The organism is Dyadobacter diqingensis (genome assembly GCF_024220585.1).
GTDB lineage: Bacteria > Bacteroidota > Bacteroidia > Cytophagales > Spirosomataceae > Dyadobacter > Dyadobacter diqingensis.
In genome coordinates, this window is sequence record NZ_JAMXKF010000013.1 from 52,715 (window position 1) to 70,984 (window position 18,270).

The window sequence follows — 18,270 nt, forward strand, 5'->3', positions numbered from 1 at the left end:
TGTTAATCATTATTCAAAGCTTCTTTATATACTTTCAAACAACGTTCGCGCGCGAATTTATGATCAACAATGGGTGCCGGGTAATTCAGACTATTGAGTTCCGGGACCCATTTTTTTATATATACGCCTTTCGGATCAAACTTTTCAGCCTGTGCTGTCGGGTTGAAAATTCGGAAATAAGGCGCTGCATCGGTACCGGATCCTGCCGCCCATTGCCAGCCGCCGTTATTGGCCGCCAGATCGTAATCAAGCAATTTTTCGGCAAAGTAAGCCTCTCCCCAGCGCCAGTCGATTAATAGGTGTTTCGTGAGAAAGCTGGCCGTTACCATCCTCACGCGGTTGTGCATAAAGCCGGTTTCGTTTAGCTCATGCATCCCCGCATCTACCAGCGGATATCCCGTTTTACCCTGGCACCAAAGCGCAAATTCATTTTCGTTATTACGCCAGCGGATATTATCATACGCCGGACGAAAAGCTTTGCCTTTGCCCACATGCGGGAAATTCCAGAGAATCTGATGGTAAAAGTCCCGCCAGATTAATTCGTTCAGCCATGTGTCACTTTTTTCTAATGCTGTTCTTGCCAGATCACGGATACTTACCGTTCCAAAACGAAGGTGAATACCAAGACGTGTGGTACCGTGAATGGCCGGGTAATTTCTGGTTTCATCGTAGTTTTCGATTAGCTCAGATTTTACATGATCTGCCGGGAACTCCGGTTTGGTTTCGACAAAGCCTATTTCTTTATAGGTGAGCAGACTGGTTGTTTTGGTTTTCAAAAAGCCGGAAAAATACTTTTCGTTCGGATAAGAAGACAAAAAGAACGTATTACATTTTGCTTTCCAGGCTTTGCTATACGGTGTAAATACGGTGTAGACCGTGTTTTGACCGGTTAATACCTCCTGTTTTTCAAAAATAACCTGATCCTTGTAAGTTCTGAAAACGATATCCTGCTTTTGTAAAAGAGACTTAATTTCTCCATCCCGTTCGCTTGCGTAAGGTTCGTAATCATGGTTGGTAAATACCTCAGCAATATCATATTGTTCCAGCAGATCTTTCCATACATCAGCCGGTGATCCGTAATGCACCGCTATATCGGAGCCAAGATTTTGAAGTTCTTTCTTTAAACCGGATATAGCCTGATAAATAAAGGTTACCCGCTGATCTTCTTTATTGTCAAGCTGATCAAGAATGGTTTTGTCAAATATGAAAAGAGGAAGCACTGGCAGGCCGGATTTCAATGCGTAGTACAAACCGGCATTGTCGTGAAGGCGTAAATCCCTGCGAAACCAAAAGACTGCTATTTTCTCCTTTTTCATATATTTAAACAAAGACTCAGGATTGATTATGGATATCTATAACGGTTTGGTCGCCGAAATGACGTACATCATGGCACCACCCGCCGAATGGTATTTGTTGGCATCAATATTACGGAGCATCCGTTCGCCAAGATGCGCATATTTCCTTTTATATTTTTCAAAAAAATCAAGATTTTCCTGTCCCATCGCTCTGAAATAGTCATAATCTGAAAATTCTTCATTGCTCCAGGTATTACCGTTTTGCCACTGCCGCATTGTGGCAATCTGTTCGTCGGTGGTGTAGGGGGGGTACATCGCAATGGCCTTATCTGAAAGCCTTACTTCAACCTGGTTAAACCCGGCCTGCACCAAAAAACCGGGTACAAGATCGCCCAGTGAATTATCCCCCAGTCCAAGCTTTTTCTTCCCTTTTTCGAAAAGCAGCGCGTATTTTACATGGTCGAGAACCTCGTCAATCGGATCATTCATTGAAACCGAACTTTGTGTAAGACTTTGAACCAGATTATTGGGTTCCACACAAAGAATTGTGCCTCCCGGTTTTAAAACCCGTTTCATTTCATCGATAACAACCTTGGGATGCTGGACGTGTATCAGTAATGTTTGGCAGGTTACGATATCAAATGATTCGTCGTCATAAGGCAACTTATGGGCATCGCCCTTTTTTAAGTCAAATTCAACACCTTTGGACTCAAAATACTGGTGTAATTCTCCCTCTCCCTTTGCCCACTTCCGGTCGTTATCTATTCCGCAAACCTTAGCCGGCGCACCAAGATAATCCACCAGTAGCCGGCTCCAGTGACACTGTCCACAGCCAACATCCAGCAAACTAAAATGGGTATGCAGTTGCAGCCTTTTGGCCAGTAAATTCAGGAATCCTTCATTCCACCAAAAGTCACGGTATTCACCAAAAAAATCTTCCGAATGTCCTTTACGCTTTATATTTTTAGTTCTCATAGTATATTTACGGAACAGAGACCACGAAGTAGCAATCCGTATCCCGCTTTAAAACAACAGGATTATTGAAAGGATAATTCGAATCCGTGTAGTATATCTTGTTTTTGCCTGACCATTAACTCTTTATAAACTTTATTTAATCAACTAAGTATGAAATTACAGCTAAGTATTTTATTCACTTTTTTCAGTCTGATTGCTTTTGGACAAAAAGGCTCTGCAAAAGAAGAATGGAAACAACTTTTTAACGGAAAAAATCTTGACGGTTGGGATATTAAAATCCGTGGTAATGATTTGAACGACAATTTTGGAAATACATTTCGTGTGGAAGACGGAAAGATGGTTGTCCGTTACGACAAGTATGATGATTTCAAGCAAAAATACGGACATATTTTTTACAAAGAAGATTTCTCCTATTACCGCGTTGCCGTGGAATATCGTTTTGTAGGCGAGCAGGCTCCGAAGGGTGAGGGCTGGGCGTGGAGAAACAGTGGTATTATGGTGCAGGGGCAGCCAGCGGCGACGATGGGGAAAGATCAGGATTTTCCGATTTCCATTGAAGTGCAGTTGCTTGGAGGTGATGGAAAAAAACGTACGACCTGCAACTTATGTACGCCTGGAACCAACGTGGAAATGAATGGTAAACTGGTTACGCAGCACTGTGTCAATTCTACTTCGAAAACTTTTGACGGCGATCAGTGGGTTCGCGCGGAAGTACTTGTTTTGGGTGATTCACTGATTCAGCATTTTGCGAACGGCGAGAAAGTTCTGGAATACAATAAGCCTCAGATCGGTGGTGGAAATGTAAGCGGAAATGACGCAGCGTTGATGATCAATGGCAAATTGCTTGATCACGGATCTATTTCTTTACAGAGCGAAAGCCATCCGGTTGAATTCAGAAAGGTTGAAATTTTGAACCTGAAAGGCTGCACGGATCCAAAGGCAACAAATTATAAGTCGTATTATGTAAAATCGGACAACTCGGCTTGTACTTATAAGAAGAGCAAATAACTTCCGATTTGTTGGAAACGAAGGAAGGCGCCTGAATGGGCGCCTTCCTTCGTTATGAATATGTTTTTATTGAATTACAATCTTACAATTTCTGCTCCGATTGCATTCAGACGCGTATCGATATTCTGATATCCGCGGTCGATTTGTTCGATATTGTCGATGATACTCACACCTTTTGCAGACATAGCAGCGATAAGCAATGCAACACCTGCACGAATATCCGGTGAAGTCATGCGGATACCTCTCAGCTGCGTTTCGCGGTTATGGCCGATAACGGTAGCACGGTGCGGATCACAAAGAATAATCTGGGCACCCATTTCGATCAGTTTATCCACAAAGAACAAGCGGCTTTCAAACATCTTCTGATGAATAAGAACCGTTCCCTGTGCCTGCGTAGCCGTTACGAGCACAATGCTTAGCAAGTCAGGTGTGAAACCTGGCCACGGAGCATCCGCAACAGATAAGGTGGAGCCGTCAAGATAGTTTTCCATCCGGTATTTTTCCTGTGCAGGGATGAAAATATCGTCTCCACGGAATTCCATTTGAATACCCAGTTTCTGGAAAACCTCAGGAATGATTCCCAATTGCGGAATCTGACAGTTTTTGATCGTAATTTCCGACTGTGTCATCGCCGCCAAACCGATAAAGCTACCGATTTCAATCATATCAGGCAGCATGGTATGTTCAGTACCGGTTAACTCGCTAACACCTTCGATAATTAGTAAGTTGGAAGATATACCCGAGATTTTGGCACCCATGCGGTTCAGCATTTTACAAAGCTGCTGCAAATAAGGTTCGCAGGCGGCATTGTAAAGTGTTGTCGTTCCTTCCGCCATAACGGCAGCCATCAAAATATTTGCAGTTCCTGTTACCGAAGCTTCATCCAAAAGCATGTAAGCGCCTTTCAGGTTCGCTGCGTCAACACGGTAAAATCCTCCGTCTTCTTCGTCATAGCTGAATGTAGCACCCAGTTTTTCAAAACCGATAAAGTGCGTATCCAGTCGTCTTCTTCCGATTTTATCACCACCCGGACGAGGAATTCTTCCTTTACGGAAACGCGCCAGCATCGGCCCAAGCAACATCACCGAGCCACGTAAGGCAGCCGCTTTTTGACGGAACGAATCAGATTCAAGATAATCCAGATTGATATCATTCGCTTCAAAACGAATGGATGATTCACTTAAACGGGTTCTGCGAACGCCCAGATCTCCCAAAAGATCGATAAGCTGGTTGACGTCGCGGATGTTTGGAATGTTATGTATAGTAACCGGTTCGCTTGTAAGAAGTACGGCACAAATAATTTGCAATGCTTCGTTTTTGGCACCCTGAGGTACTATTTCACCTTTCAGGCGTCTGTCTCCTGTTATTTTAAATGAAGCCATATGTAGTTGCAGGCGGTAGTATGGAAGTTAAACCGGTTGAGAAAAATAGCCGGATATCAGATTCCAGGCTTTTTGCGATTATTATTGTTGTTATTACGATTGTTATTATTGTTGTTGTTATTCCTGCCTGCGAATTTATTATTAGGCCTGTTCCGGTTGTTATTGTTGTTCTGATTGTTAGGTCCCTGACGATCCTGATTAGGCTGTGCCTTGAAACCTCCGGAATGATTTCCGCGGTTACGCTCCTGATTACTGTTACGATCTTTTGGCGCAGCATCAACCGGTCCGTTTTTACGGATATAATCGATTTCTTCTTTCAGTTGCCCCTTTGTCAAAAGTTCAAGCTGGCCGATCAGTACGTGATCCTCAGGATTATCCTTGTTCCAGGTATTGAAAAACGAGCGCATCAGTCTGAAAACGTAAGACACAAAAGCCAGACGATCTTCTGAATTTTCAGTCTGCACGGCTTTCTGAATCAAAAGGTCAATGTTCCGGCCATAGTGACGGTACATCAGGTTATGCTGATTATAGCCAACTTTAAGCGGTTTTTTACCAAGAGACTCCGGAGACGGAGGCGGATACGGGCTATCAACATCAAGTTTAAATCCGGACATGATGTAAAGATCATCCCAGAGTTTGTTTGTATAGTCCTGATTATCCCTCATGTTCGGATGGATCTGACGCATGAGTTCAACCAATATGTGCGCGTAGAGATTGCGTTTTGCCTTATCCTCCATCTTTACGATGTGGTCGGCAAGTTTTTGTACGTTGCTACCGTATTCTTTCAAGAGCTTCGAAGATTTTTAGATGACAAAAATAAGAAGTTTTTATGGAAAGTAAAGGTCGGTGTAAATAGAAGTCGGGATTGAAAAATCGTAAATCATCAAATAAACACAGGAATTACGAAATATATCACGACTTAGCGCTTCAAATCCGAAATAACGACGCAGTATCTTACTCCTGTACTTAACGAACAACTGACCGGGATTCGTCAGTAAAACGTCACAAATTATACGTGTTATCATTTTAGATGAATTGTCAATAGACGATCAAAAGCGGCATATTTTTATGGTAAACGACTGTTTTAGAATCTCAATTTTAAAATCCCGATGCGGAAGAAGGTCAACCCAGGAGAATATAATCAGCACCGCCAAGAGGTATTTTAACAGACTCGTCATTTTTTCTGTACGTATTGATAAAAGAAGGCCATTTAAAATCAGGAAAGAAAATGGCGCAAGCAGGCGATAACCCGGTTCGTCAAAAGGACTGAAAATACGCACCGTGAAAAGGAAAAAAAGGTAAGTAATGCCGATGATTAGAAAATGAGAAGTAATGCTGGCTGGCTGTTTCGGGTATGTGCGGTGCCTGATAACCTGTTTTATTATGAAAATAAATAACAGGCCCTGAATTATCAAACCCGACAAAAATAGCATATCAATACTCAGGAAATTGGTATCCCTGATCATCAATAGTTCGTTCAGTAACCCTTTAACAAAAACGATCAGGTTTTCAGTGAAGTTAATTGTTGTTCCAAAACGCTCTCCGCCAAACCATTCACCGCTCAGCTTCATGTTAATCCATAAATAACCTGCAAAGAAACCTGCCCAGCCGGAGGCAAGAGCTGCGAAGGTTAGCGCTCTTGATTTTTCTTTTTTCAAAAAACAGATTAAGCCGTAAAGGAAAGTAAACGGGACGATGAAAATGCCTGCGTAGCGGGTAAAAATCAGCAATAATCCAAGGCTGAAAATTTTAAAAACTCTGCTTTTCGATAGATTTTCGCCCGTATATAACTGGCAGAAATGATAAGTCCAGCAAAATAGTGTGATGATAAATAAGGGCTCCGACCAGCTATGTGACCATAATTTTAAAAATGATCCTGTCAATAATGTGGATGCGAGGAGTGTTGTTCGAATATTTCCAAACCACCGTTTCAGACAGATGATCCAGGTCGCCAATGAAATAATGTTGACCAGTTTGGAAGCAATCAGAACGTTTGTTTGGGTAAGAAATGAAACCATAACAATCGCCAGCGGATAGGCGGGAGGAAAGGTGCTATTCCAGATATGTTGTTTGTTTTGGAAAACAGAATAACCATTGCCAGATAAAATATTATGTGCTGATTCAAGATAGTAGTGCGAATCGGTCGTGGTATAATGATTTGGGTTAATACATACCAGCATTACGACCAGGCTGCTATGGAGAAGCCAGATCAGTGCTGGAAAATAGCGGGAGATTTTGGCTGAATTACCCATGTTAATGTATCCAGATTATTTTTCCACGCAATCTGTTTTGAACATCCTGTGACGATGTTTTAAATTTTTTATCCGGTTCGATCCGATAAACGTAAAGTCCGGATGGTATCGTCACAGGTAGCCAGATGTGCTCATTTCTGCCCAAATGAGACCGGATTTTTTGCTGATACACCATTGTTCCCTGGTTATTAAAGACAGAAACGGTCCATTGGTCAGGGAGAATCAATCCGTCGATATTCAGGAAAAAACGAAATTGGTGATTTGATGGATTGGGAGAAACACCGGCATCGGTGATTTGTGCCGGTTCGGAATCATTGCTTTCGGGTAAGATGAATTCTGTTTTTAAAGTGTTATTCTCTTTGTTTTCTTCCTTTGACAGTTGATCTGGATCGATATTGAAAAGCCATTGTTCTGTTCCTGGTTTCAAACCTGAATTTGGTAAAGTCATTACCAAGGTATCGCGGTAGGAAGTTGCCGGGCGGAGAAATGTATATTCATAAGTCCTGTTATCATTAACCCGCCGGACGGAAATTTTATATTTTTCATCCCTGAATCTTCCCAGATTCCGGATGCCGATTTTGATGGTTACAGAATCACTTTGCGTGGTAAGGGCCTTCCCGGTTGGGTCGGAAAATTGTAAGAAATTCTGGTTCCAGGTATAATCCGGCAACCGCGCCGGGAAAATGCGAATGGCGGGATCACCAAGCAGGTTCATTTGCTGGGCAGTTATGCCATCCGACAGCGTAGGATATTTTGTCATATTTCTCCGAATGGCTTCCCGCTGAATAACGCCAAAGGGTTCACTTACAAAAAGACTGTCGGCAAGCACGTCATAAAATGCATCGGAATAATGTTTGAGTGAAGAGGTGATGCCATTGTGGGTATGCGCCAAAAAGAGAATAGCACCTTTATCAGGAGCAAGAATCCAGTCGTTGCTGATGGCTGGTGTTGCATAATAAATATTGCCCATCGCGCAGCCATTGACGAGAATCGCCGGGTAAAATGGAGCATTTTTATAATTCCGGTTTTTGCCGGAAGGTGTGCCAATGTCGATATCATTGGCTGTCAGGCCGGAATGCCCGTACAGCGTGATAAGCGCTATCCCTTGATTGACAATCGTGTCAATGGGAAATAACTCAACAAGCTCACCTGTTGTCTTTGATAGGGTGCTGACATGAGCACCCAATGATGATAACCTGATCTTTTTTTCAAAAGACTCCACATATTCACGGAAAACCTCTCGCTCTGCAATGCTATGACCGCCACTCAGGTGAAGTATGTTTTTTCGCCATTCGGCTACACTGGATTGTGCTTCAAAAACTTTTACTTTTTGTAAATAATCAAACACGTTTTGTGCGGTAGCGGCGTTAACGCGTCCGACAGGCACGAGCGGGATGTAAACGGAGGAGTCTTCCAGTCCCATCGAGAGCGCAACATCGGAACCGGGCCAGCCAGCATTTGGAATCATATCATTTTGCCGGGCTTTGGACTGGTGACGGGCGGTTTGTGGGTCAATGGATTTTCCGAGTAAAAGGACAAACTGCAAAGCTGCGTTTTTGTGCAAAAAGGCTATTGCATTTCGGATGCCTAACGGGCCGGGTTCGCCATAGTTGAACTGGTCGAAAATTTCTTCGCTGTTAAAAATCACTGGGTGAAAACGCCCGCCGGCTGTCGAAGCACGGTAATCAGCATAATCATGGACAGGATCCGAGCTACCATTAATGGCAGCTCGAACCAACGGATGGCTTATGATCAGATAATTGGTTTTTGGGTTAACCGGCTTGAACTGAACCAGGCGAAGAGCGGGAATCGGGAGGAAGTCTTTATTGGCAATAACCTGGCTTGCTCCGTTCAGTGGGAGTAGGGTGTCCCTGAGAGGGATTTTTTTCAGATTATATGAATCGGAGCAATCATAAAACTGCCAGTTTTGTCCATTTTTAATGATTGCAGTTTGTGTGGACGGCGTTTTATCAAAGGAAAATATTTTTTGAGAGCCCGTTGCCGGCAATGAAATTTGCTGAGGATAACGCCATTGAGCATAGGAAACTGAAATTGACCCGGTATTGCTAATGGGGGTGACGGTTATGGTCAGTTTTCCATCGGTCGAAATATCTTTTGGGCTTAATGGTATTTTGAACAAATCCGACTGATAATCCGATAACATCAGGGTATCAGGTTTTCTGCCGCTTGTTTTTGGATCACCGATAAAAATAGTGACCCGGTGCTCTCCCGCGGAGCGTCCCACCAGTAATAATGTTACTTCGGCTTGTTCAAATTTTCGGGCATCCGGATTTTCGAGGTTAAGCCTTAATGTTTCTGACTGATTATTGAACAACGCTTTCCCTGTCCATCCTTCTCCTGTATCATAGGTGGTGAGGGCTGTGCCATTGTCGTAATTGCTTCCCATCGGATATAAATTACCGGCAGGATATTCGTCGGTTAGCAGCTGTAAAACTTTATGGAAATGATAGGATATGAAATCGTTCGAAGTTTTTGAATCAGAAATTTGTATTCTTTTGCCAGCGTTCCCGTCTTTTTGATAGGTCAGAAAATAGGCAGCTGTATCAGAATAAAGGCTGTAATAAGGATGCGGCATAGCCTCAGGCGTTACATAAAGTAACGAATCCAGGGCGCCGTCATTTCTTTCTCCATAAAAGCAGATATCAATTTCCGGACCGGATTTTTCGTCTTTGCTATTTACTTCAATCGCTACTTCTTTCCCTCTTCTAAATAATTGCAGTGAGCTAAATGCAGCCGGATCAATCGGAAATCCCGCTTTCCGAAGGTCGTTGGAAGTGATCTTGTAAAAACCGGTATGGGCTACCGGAATTCGCAGATAGGTTTGGGCGGTATCAATCCATTCGTTGCCATACTTTTTTTGTGCAAAAGCACAGGTCGTCGACAGCAGGAGCAGCAGGACGATTTTACCGAAATAGTGTGTGGTACATTTATCCATTTTTCCAACAGAAAAATCAGGAAGCGCACCACTGGTTATTTTTTCAATGTATCCTTTCTGACATAAAGATTCATCGAAAATGCGTACGCGTGATGTTCATCCGTTTCGTGATAATCGGAAGAAATCAGCTCCCATTCGTCCCAGTTTACGTTTGGGAAAAAGGCATCTCCGTCAACCGTCGTATGGACGATGGTCAGGTAGAGTCTTTCAACCAAAGGCAGAGCCTGTTCAAAAACGGAAGCGCCTCCTAACACAAATACTTCGTTTTCGTCTTTAAGTAACGCAATACCTTCATGTAAATCATCAGCAAGTTCAGTATCAGCTGATTTGTCAAGATTTTTGTTTCTTGTCAATACCACATTCCGATAGGATGAATGCAGCGCATCGGGCGCTTCGAAGCTTTTGCGGCCTGTCAGAAATGCTTTGCGATCGGTTACTTTTCTAAAATGTTTCCATTCATCAGGAAGATGCCAGGGCAGCCGGTTGTCTTGTCCAATGACATGGTTTTCGCTCATGGCGGCAATGATATATAAGTGCGGTTGGTATGACAAACGTATTGGATTTTTAAGATAAATATTTTCAAAATACGTCTATAAAAATCAAACCCAAAAAAACAGGGTACTTTTTTACCGATCAAACCGGAATCTTACCACTCATCAAATGCATGAAAAAATTTTCACATAGTACCTTGCATAGCAAAGTACCTGTGCATACCTTTGTTATTATGGAAGGTGCAAATCCTGTCTGTTAGCCATGAAATACATTTCATTAAGTAAAACATGAAACCGATATGAATATCGAAAATGCCCAAGTGCAGATGCGGAAAGGAATTTTGGAGTTCTGTATCCTGCACATCATATCCCGGGGGGAAGTATATGCCTCGGATATGCTGGATGAACTGACTTCCGCCCGGATGATGGTGGTGGAAGGTACCCTTTATCCGCTTTTGACACGACTGAAAAATTCAGGCTGGCTGGATTATAAGTGGGTGGAGTCATCTTCGGGCCCGCCGAGGAAATACTATGTTTTGACAGAAGAGGGGAAGATATTCCTGGATGCAATGCAGGAAACGTGGTTTGAACTGGCCGATTCGGTGCAGACAGTCATTCATCGCACCGAAGAATTAAGTAAGGGCGATACGTCAAAATCTTCCTAATCTAACTGATCATTTAAAGACCTTCGATTATTTCAATCATGAAAAAGACAATCAGTATTAATATAGGCGGTGTCATCTTCCACATCGAGGAGGACGGATACGAAAAGCTGAAAAGCTATCTTAATTCCATACAGAAGTACTTTTCTGCCTTCGCTGACAGCAAAGAAATTCTTTCGGATATTGAGGGACGGATTGCAGAGCGTTTTTTAAACAAACAAAAAGCGGAAAACAAACAGGTTATTTCCCTTGCAGATGTAGATGAACTGATCGCTGCGATGGGTACTGTTGCAGACTTTGAAGCGATCGAGCAGTCGGAAGATATCTTCGCCGATCCGCTTGAAACCGCTCAGCCAAAAACAGAGAGCCCAAAACAGGAAACTTATACAGCAGCTTCGGGGGCTCCGAAAGCTGAAAACAAAACATCAGTAAATCCGAGAAAATTATACAGAGATCTTCGCCGCAAACTTGTGGGCGGTGTTGCAGCAGGGTTAGGCCATTATTTCACAATCGATCCGCTTTGGGTAAGGCTGGCGTTTTTGTTCGCCGTGATTGGTTTGCCTGCCGGTTCGGGTATGATGGATCTTAACCTAGAAGACGAACTTGGTCCGTTATCCGGATTTATGGTCGTGGTTTACATCGCGATGTGGATTGCATTTCCGGGATCAACCACGCTGGAAGAGGATACGAAAATCAAGAAATTTTACCGTAACCCCGACCGTAAGGTTGTAGGTGGTGTAGCTTCCGGTGTAGCTTCTTATTTCGGTGTGGATCTGGGTGTGGTGCGTTTTCTTTGGGTACTTTCCATATTTCTTTTTGGAACAGGGGTTTTGATCTATATCGTATTGTGGATCATAGCTCCGGCGGCCAATACGCTTACCGAAAAGATGGAAATGCAGGGGGAGCCTATCACGCTTTCCAATATCGAATCCAACATTAAGCAAAGTCTTAATCTGGATGATAAGGGAGGCGAAGAAAATCCCGTGACTAAAATTTTACTTTTCCCTTTCCGTGCGATCGCGTTGATCATCGGGGCGTTGGGGAAGTTGTTACAAGGTCTTGGGCCGGTGCTTAGGATCATGATCGGTGTGCTTTTGGTTGCTATTGCAGTACTTTCATTGTTTGCCCTGGTAGTTTGCGGGGCTGCATTGTTTGGGTTCACGACCGTATCCACGTTTGATGGTATGCCATTGCCATTCCGTATTTTTAGAGAAATTCCTTCCAGTCTTGTTCTGTCCGGGTTATTGGTGTCGGCAATCCCGTTGATCACCTTCCTTTTATTGGGATTAACACTTTTGTCAAACAAGAAAATAGTTGGCAGCACTGTCTGGCTCACTTTGTTAGGATTATGGATTGTAGGTATTGTCGTGGCGACGGTTCAGGGTGTAGCTTATCAGCAGAACTTTGCCAGACGCGGTGAATTTTCTCAATCCGTTTATTACGCAATGCCAGCCGGGACACTTACACTGGACGAAACGGATTACGACGAAGATGAAAATATCGATATAGACATCAGACTGGCCGGTTATAACGGTGCCGATAGCCTGAAGCTTGACAAAAAGATGATGTCGAGAGGCCGGACAAAGGAAATTGCGCGGCAGCTTGCGTCGGAGATCAATTATGACCTGACGATTAAAGATTCGGTGGTGCTTTTCCATGAAGGCCCGTCTATAACCAAAGATGGCCCGTTCCGTGATCAGCAAATTGATCTGACCCTGAATATTCCGTACGGCAAGCAGTTTATCATCACCCGTGGTTTATGGTATTCTATTTCGCACTGGTATGGCAACAACCATCATTTGGATAAATATGATTTCAATGACGATAATGTGAACTGGGATCAGCTGCGTTGGACGATCAAACGTGATTCGGGATTGGTTTGTATCAATATTCCTGAAAAATATATACGCAAGGAAGACGAGAATAATAACAACAATTCCTATTCTTACGATGATGAGAACAGCGATCTGGATCTTGGCGAGCGTGGTACTTATATCAAACAATTCCCGGTTAAAGATTTCAAGAAAATAGACATTGGCGGTGCTTATTCGGTCATTGTGAAGCAGGGCGCGGAGTTTAATGTGTCAGCCGATGGTGAAGAAAAAGATGTGGACGATCTGAAAATTTATGAAGAAGGTGGTGTTTTAAGAGTAAAACGCAGTTCTCCCTTCCGCCTTTTCAACAACGACTGGAAAAGAATAGGAATCGTGATCACCATGCCAACCATTGAAGGAGTTTCCTTGTCGGGGGCCAATAAAACGCGGATATCAGGTTTTACAGGACTTTCGAAACTTGATGTGGATGTTTCCGGTGCTTCCAAAACTGAGATTGATGTTGAAACGAATGAGTTGACACTGGGACTTTCAGGAGCATCCAAAGCCACTTTAAAGGGAACCGCAAAGTCAGTAGAGGCAGATTTATCAGGTGCCTGCAAGGTTGAGGGTACGGGCATGAACATTCAGAATGTGGATATACATGCCTCGGGAGCTTCAAAGGCAGATTTTGGAAGGGTGGCTAATATCAAAAAAGATCTTAGCGGTGCAAGTGAAGTGAATGTTCAGCAATAATGTAACGATGGATGCAACCTCTGAAACAGATTTAGCATCATTCATTCACATTAACCAAAACATAAACGAATAGAGGTCATGAAAAAATTATTTTTGTTTGGAATCGCATGTTTATTATCAACAGCAATAGCTTTTGCCCAGGAAAACCGGACTTTCAATCTTTCCGGTTTTAATAAACTGGCCATGGGAAGCTCATTTAAAATCGATGTAAAACAGGGGAATCAGTTTAGCGTAACCGCCTCCGGACAAAGCGATGATGTAAAAGAGCTGGAAGCAAAAGTTGTTTCGGGTGTTCTGAAAATTGGATATCGCGGAAATAACTGGAACAAAAACCGTAAAACAGTCAACATCAATATCACGATGCCAACGCTTGAAGCGGTCGATTTTTCTGGCGCTTCAAAAGCGCAGGTAGGGAATTTCCCGGATTCGAAGACTATGGCGATTGAAGTTTCCGGAGCGTCAAGTGTAAACATGAATTTTTCTGCTCCAAAGGTCTCTTTCGAATTGTCGGGTGCATCTTCACTGACGATTGTTGGTAAGACTGATATTTTAAACGGCGAAGTTTCAGGCGCTTCTTCTTTCAAAGGAGAAAATTTCCCTGCCAAAGAAGTTAATATCGATGCTTCGGGAGCGAGCAGTGCCTATGTAATGGCAAATTCATCCATCCATGCCGATGCAAGCGGTGCCAGCAGAATCCGTTATGGCGGAAGTGTGAAGGATATTCATTCCAATACCTCAGGAGCCAGTTCTGTGAAGAGGGATTGAGAAAAATATTTGTTGTCAAGTAAACAGAATAAGCCGGCCTCGTCCGGCTTATTCTGTTTTATAGCCTTAATGAAAATCAGGAGCAACAAATTGATAGGAATATATTTATGGACATGCTTAACTTAGCAGCCTGATTTAAAATATTTAGAAAAATTGTCCGCCTGATGTTTTACATCCAGGCATTTCACAATTTTTAACTTTGATGATGAGTTATCTATATTCGATGAGACGTGCGTTACTTTGTTTGATTTTTCTTCCCTTGTTTTTTGCCGGGTCAGTCAAGGCGCAATCCGTTAAACGTTATATGCCGCCATTTGGCGTTTTCAGCGTGACTGGCGGAGCTGGTATTGCATATTACATGGGCGATTTACGAGGCGGTAAGATCAACCGGCATTTGGGACTGGGGCCGTCTGTTTCGATCGGAGCCTTATACAGATTAACCGAACATTTCAGCGCCCGGGGAGAGCTTAGGTTTTACCAGGTTTCTGCCGACCAGAAATATACACCCAAATACCAGCAAAATCTTTCGTTCAAAGCCACTAACCCTGATTTGAATATAGGATTTCAGGCAGACCTGTTTGAGTATAACCAGCACGCGAAGATCAATCCTTATCTTTTTGGAGGCGTAGGTGTTACCTACATGACACCGACAGCCAAGCTTGATGGCCGAAGAGGAAGTCTTGCCCCTTTGCGTACAGAGGGCGTAAAATATAACCGGTTACCACTGGTTTTTATGGCCGGAATAGGGATTTCCATGCAGGTTGCGGACCGGTGGAGTATCGGAGGAGAGTTGTGTAACAATTTCGTAAATTCTGATTATCTGGATGATGTCAGCACAGTTTATCCAGATCCGGCAACTTTGTCAAGTGATATCGCACGACGACTTTCGGACCGTTCTTCGGAAATTGGAGCGCCCAGGCAGGAAGCAGGATGGCATCGCGGCAATCCGGGTAACAATGATAAATATTTGTTTTTACAGCTTCGCGTCAATTATCTGATTGGCACAAAAAAGGAGGCCCACGAGCGCAGGAATGTCCGTACGCCACGACTTAAATAAAATGTATTTTTGAAAATAAATCTGATGTTAAAAGCCAAGACCCCTCAGCAATCGGAGGTAACCATGACAGAAATGGTTCTTCCCAACGATACCAATACGCTCAATAATCTGATGGGAGGGCGCTTGCTTCACTGGATGGATATTTGTGCGGCCATCTCGGCTCAAAAACATTCAAACCGTATCGTGGTAACGGCTTCTGTGGACAATGTTTCGTTTACGGAACCCATTCGTTTAGGGAATATTGTGACGATGCACGCCCGTGTTACCCGCGCTTTTAACTCTTCGATGGAAGTGTATCTGGAAGTGTGGGCGGAAGATATCCCTGCCGGGCTACGTGTGAGTACAAACCGCGCCTTTTACACATTTGTTGCGGTTGATCAAAACGGCCGGCCGATCGAAGTGCCGCCGCTTTTGCCGGAGTCTAAGGAAGATGAAGAATTGTTCGTCAGTGCTTTGCGTCGCCGCCAGTTGAGGCTTGTTTTGGCAGGTCGTATGAAGCCCGCCGATGCTACCGAGCTAAAAGCATTATTTGAATTAGGGGAAGAAAAGCCATAACCGATCTTTTTTTGGTAATTTTGCCAAATCTTAAGCAACCGGCAGTTGTTGGTAAAAAGTCCGGGTATCAGCTGCGACTTTACAAAGCGCTTAAAAGAGAATTATTTTTCAAAAAGCTCTCATTCTTTATCATAATATGGCAAAAGAGATTATTTTTTCGGACAAAGCTCCGGCTCCAATCGGCCCGTACAGCCAGGCTGTAAAAGTGAACAACACTTTATATGTTTCAGGACAAATCGCTTTTGAAGCTTCTCAGTCGGGAAGTATCAAAGTAGAAACGGGGAAAGTGATGGAAAACATCGGACACATTCTTAAAGCAGCCGGCTTTGGTTACGAGAACGTTGTGAAATCGAATATCTTTTTAAAAGATATGAACGACTTTACGGTAGTGAACGAAGTATACGGCCAGTTTTTTACCAGTGATCCTCCTGCCCGCGAAACAGTTCAGGTTGCACGTTTGCCAAAAGATGTGAATGTTGAAATCTCGGTGATTGCAGTAGAGTTGTAATCAATTGTGGTCGGGGAATTATCAAAAAGGTAGTCAGGAGTAGTTAAGGTTTGTCAGGTTTTGCTGACAATAAATGACGACGAATGGCAATGAATGACCAGTTCACGACCGATATATTTTTAAGTTAATGTTGAAATAATGACTAAGTTACCAGTTCGGGTGAGATTCGCCCCAAGCCCAACAGGCCCGCTCCACGCCGGAGGTGTCCGCACGGCATTATATAATTATCTGTTTGCCCGCCAGCAAGGTGGTCAGATGTTGCTTCGTATTGAAGATACAGACCAAACCCGTTATGTGCCGGGTGCGGAAGCATATATTTTGGAGGCACTCGCATGGCTTGGCATCGAGATTGATGAAGGACCTCAGACAGGAGGGCCGCATGCACCTTACCGCCAGTCGGAAAGAAAACCAATGTACCTTGAATATGCAGAAAAGCTGATTGCTGACGGCAAGGCTTATTATGCATTTGATACCCCCGAAGAACTTGACGCCATGCGCAAGCGCCTGGAAGAAGCGAAAGTGGCGGCGATCCAGTACAATGCAATTACGCGTCTGGAAATGAAAAATTCTCTGACGCTTTCTCCGGAAGAAACGAAGGCACGTCTTGAAAGCGGTGATCCTTACGTGATCCGGATGAAGATCATGCCAAAGGAAGATATCCGTTTCAATGACCTGATCCGTGGTTGGGTTGTGGTTCATTCGTCGCAGATTGATGATAAGGTGTTGCTTAAATCGGATGGGATGCCGACGTATCACCTGGCCAATATTGTCGATGACCATCTGATGGGAATCACGCATGTAATCCGCGGGGAAGAATGGCTTCCGTCTGCTCCCCTGCACGTTTTGCTTTACAGATATTTGGGCTGGGAAAGTACGATGCCGCAGTTTGCACACTTGCCGTTGCTATTGAAACCTGACGGAAATGGAAAACTTTCAAAACGTGATGCAGATCTTGGCGGTTTCCCGATTTTTCCATTGCAATGGACGGATCCGGTAACGGGTGATATCGCGAAAGGATTCCGTGAAGAGGGGTATTCACCTGAGGCAACCGCCAATTTCCTTGCGCTCTTGGGCTGGAATGCTGGAACTGAACAGGAAATTTTCAGTATGGATGAACTGATCAAATCTTTTAGTTTTGAGCGTGTTCACAAGGCGGGTGCAAGATTTGATATCCAGAAAGCAAACTGGTTTAACCAGCAATATCTGAAACAAAAAGACGATGCTTCGATTGTTGCTGAAATCAAACCGCTTTATGCTGCAAAGGGTATTGCTGTGAGTGATGAGCAGGTGCTTCAGATTGTGCATTTGCTGAAAGACCGCGTACATTTTACCAAAGAGATTGTGGCAGAATCGGTGTTCCTTTTCAGTGCACCGGAAGTTTATGATCAGGATGTAGCTGTGAAAAAATGGAATGAGGAAGCTGTTAACGCAATTTCCGGTTTCAAAGATGCTCTTGAAGGATTTGAAGGTGATTTTCTTGCAGATCATATCAAACATGTGCTTGCCGATAAAATGGAGGCATCAGGGATTAAGATGGGGAAAATCATGCAGGCGTTGCGCCTTGCCGTAACCGGTGCAGGGGCTGGCCCTGATCTGATGGTGATCATGGAGATTTTGGGCAAAGAGGAAGTTATAGGCAGGCTAACCCAGGCACTAGACCGTTTGCCTGCCCAAATTCGCCTGGCATAACTGTAAAATAACCGTTCGATCAATTTGCTTTGGCAATCGATATGCGGTGATATAATTTCGTAACAGTAATTTATTTTACTGGCCCTGAAACCGAAAGGAAGGGCCGAT

Annotated in this window: 15 protein-coding genes; 8 read left to right on the top strand and 7 right to left on the bottom strand. The window is 43.7% G+C overall.

Annotated elements, in window-relative coordinates; all coding sequences use genetic code 11:
* Positions 1–2 precede the first annotated feature (2 nt).
* Both M1L62_RS26670 and M1L62_RS26675 read right to left on the bottom strand, forming a co-directional pair.
* Positions 3–1,316: a cryptochrome/photolyase family protein gene (locus M1L62_RS26670; protein WP_254562710.1), complete on the bottom strand. Its 1,314-nt coding sequence runs from the start codon at positions 1,314–1,316 to the stop codon at positions 3–5.
* A gap of 36 nt (positions 1,317–1,352) precedes the next feature.
* A complete protein-coding gene (locus M1L62_RS26675; RefSeq protein WP_254562711.1) occupies positions 1,353–2,270 on the bottom strand; it encodes a class I SAM-dependent methyltransferase in 918 nt (305 codons plus the stop codon).
* A gap of 150 nt (positions 2,271–2,420) precedes the next feature.
* Between M1L62_RS26675 and M1L62_RS26680 the strand changes: the two genes are divergently transcribed.
* On the top strand, positions 2,421–3,278 hold the full coding sequence (locus tag M1L62_RS26680; protein WP_254562712.1) for a 3-keto-disaccharide hydrolase: 858 nt from the start codon (positions 2,421–2,423) through the stop codon (positions 3,276–3,278).
* A 74-nt stretch (positions 3,279–3,352) separates the two neighbouring features.
* Here the strand turns inward: M1L62_RS26680 and murA are convergent, their stop codons facing one another.
* From murA to M1L62_RS26705, 5 genes are all read right to left on the bottom strand, one after another.
* A complete protein-coding gene (murA, locus tag M1L62_RS26685; RefSeq protein WP_254562713.1) occupies positions 3,353–4,660 on the bottom strand; it encodes a UDP-N-acetylglucosamine 1-carboxyvinyltransferase in 1,308 nt (435 codons plus the stop codon).
* Positions 4,661–4,716: 56 nt separating this feature from the next.
* Complete coding sequence (locus M1L62_RS26690; RefSeq protein ID WP_254562714.1) at positions 4,717–5,448, bottom strand: DUF4290 domain-containing protein; 732 nt, start codon at positions 5,446–5,448, stop codon at positions 4,717–4,719.
* 261 nt (positions 5,449–5,709) lie between these two features.
* A complete protein-coding gene (locus M1L62_RS26695; protein ID WP_254562715.1) occupies positions 5,710–6,912 on the bottom strand; it encodes a hypothetical protein in 1,203 nt (400 codons plus the stop codon).
* Position 6,913: 1 nt separating this feature from the next.
* Positions 6,914–9,868, bottom strand: a complete 2,955-nt coding sequence (gene porU2 / locus M1L62_RS26700) for a putative type IX secretion system sortase PorU2 (protein ID WP_254562716.1) — start codon at positions 9,866–9,868, stop codon at positions 6,914–6,916.
* Positions 9,869–9,903: 35 nt separating this feature from the next.
* Entirely contained in the window at positions 9,904–10,419 is a 516-nt protein-coding gene (locus M1L62_RS26705; RefSeq protein WP_256527778.1) for a dihydrofolate reductase, read from the bottom strand.
* Positions 10,420–10,658: 239 nt separating this feature from the next.
* Between M1L62_RS26705 and M1L62_RS26710 the strand changes: the two genes are divergently transcribed.
* The 7 genes from M1L62_RS26710 to gltX all read left to right on the top strand — a co-directional run bounded on the left by M1L62_RS26710 (position 10,659) and on the right by gltX (position 18,162).
* The gene (locus tag M1L62_RS26710; RefSeq protein WP_254562718.1) at positions 10,659–11,024 is read left to right on the top strand and encodes a PadR family transcriptional regulator; all 366 of its coding nucleotides are present in this window, start codon (positions 10,659–10,661) and stop codon (positions 11,022–11,024) included.
* A gap of 38 nt (positions 11,025–11,062) precedes the next feature.
* Positions 11,063–13,588 carry a PspC domain-containing protein gene (locus M1L62_RS26715; RefSeq protein ID WP_254562719.1) on the top strand — a complete coding sequence of 842 codons (2,526 nt, stop codon included), beginning with the start codon at positions 11,063–11,065 and terminating at the stop codon, positions 13,586–13,588.
* A gap of 78 nt (positions 13,589–13,666) precedes the next feature.
* Positions 13,667–14,353, top strand: coding sequence for a head GIN domain-containing protein (locus M1L62_RS26720; RefSeq protein WP_254562720.1), 687 nt, complete (start codon positions 13,667–13,669; stop codon positions 14,351–14,353).
* A gap of 202 nt (positions 14,354–14,555) precedes the next feature.
* A complete protein-coding gene (locus M1L62_RS26725) occupies positions 14,556–15,410 on the top strand; it encodes an outer membrane beta-barrel protein (RefSeq protein WP_254562721.1) in 855 nt (284 codons plus the stop codon).
* Positions 15,411–15,434: 24 nt separating this feature from the next.
* Positions 15,435–15,965, top strand: coding sequence for an acyl-CoA thioesterase (locus tag M1L62_RS26730; protein WP_254562722.1), 531 nt, complete (start codon positions 15,435–15,437; stop codon positions 15,963–15,965).
* A 136-nt stretch (positions 15,966–16,101) separates the two neighbouring features.
* Positions 16,102–16,473 carry a RidA family protein gene (locus tag M1L62_RS26735; protein ID WP_254562723.1) on the top strand — a complete coding sequence of 124 codons (372 nt, stop codon included), beginning with the start codon at positions 16,102–16,104 and terminating at the stop codon, positions 16,471–16,473.
* A gap of 138 nt (positions 16,474–16,611) precedes the next feature.
* Positions 16,612–18,162: a glutamate--tRNA ligase gene (gene gltX / locus M1L62_RS26740; protein ID WP_254562724.1), complete on the top strand. Its 1,551-nt coding sequence runs from the start codon at positions 16,612–16,614 to the stop codon at positions 18,160–18,162.
* The last annotated feature ends 108 nt before the right edge of the window (positions 18,163–18,270 follow it).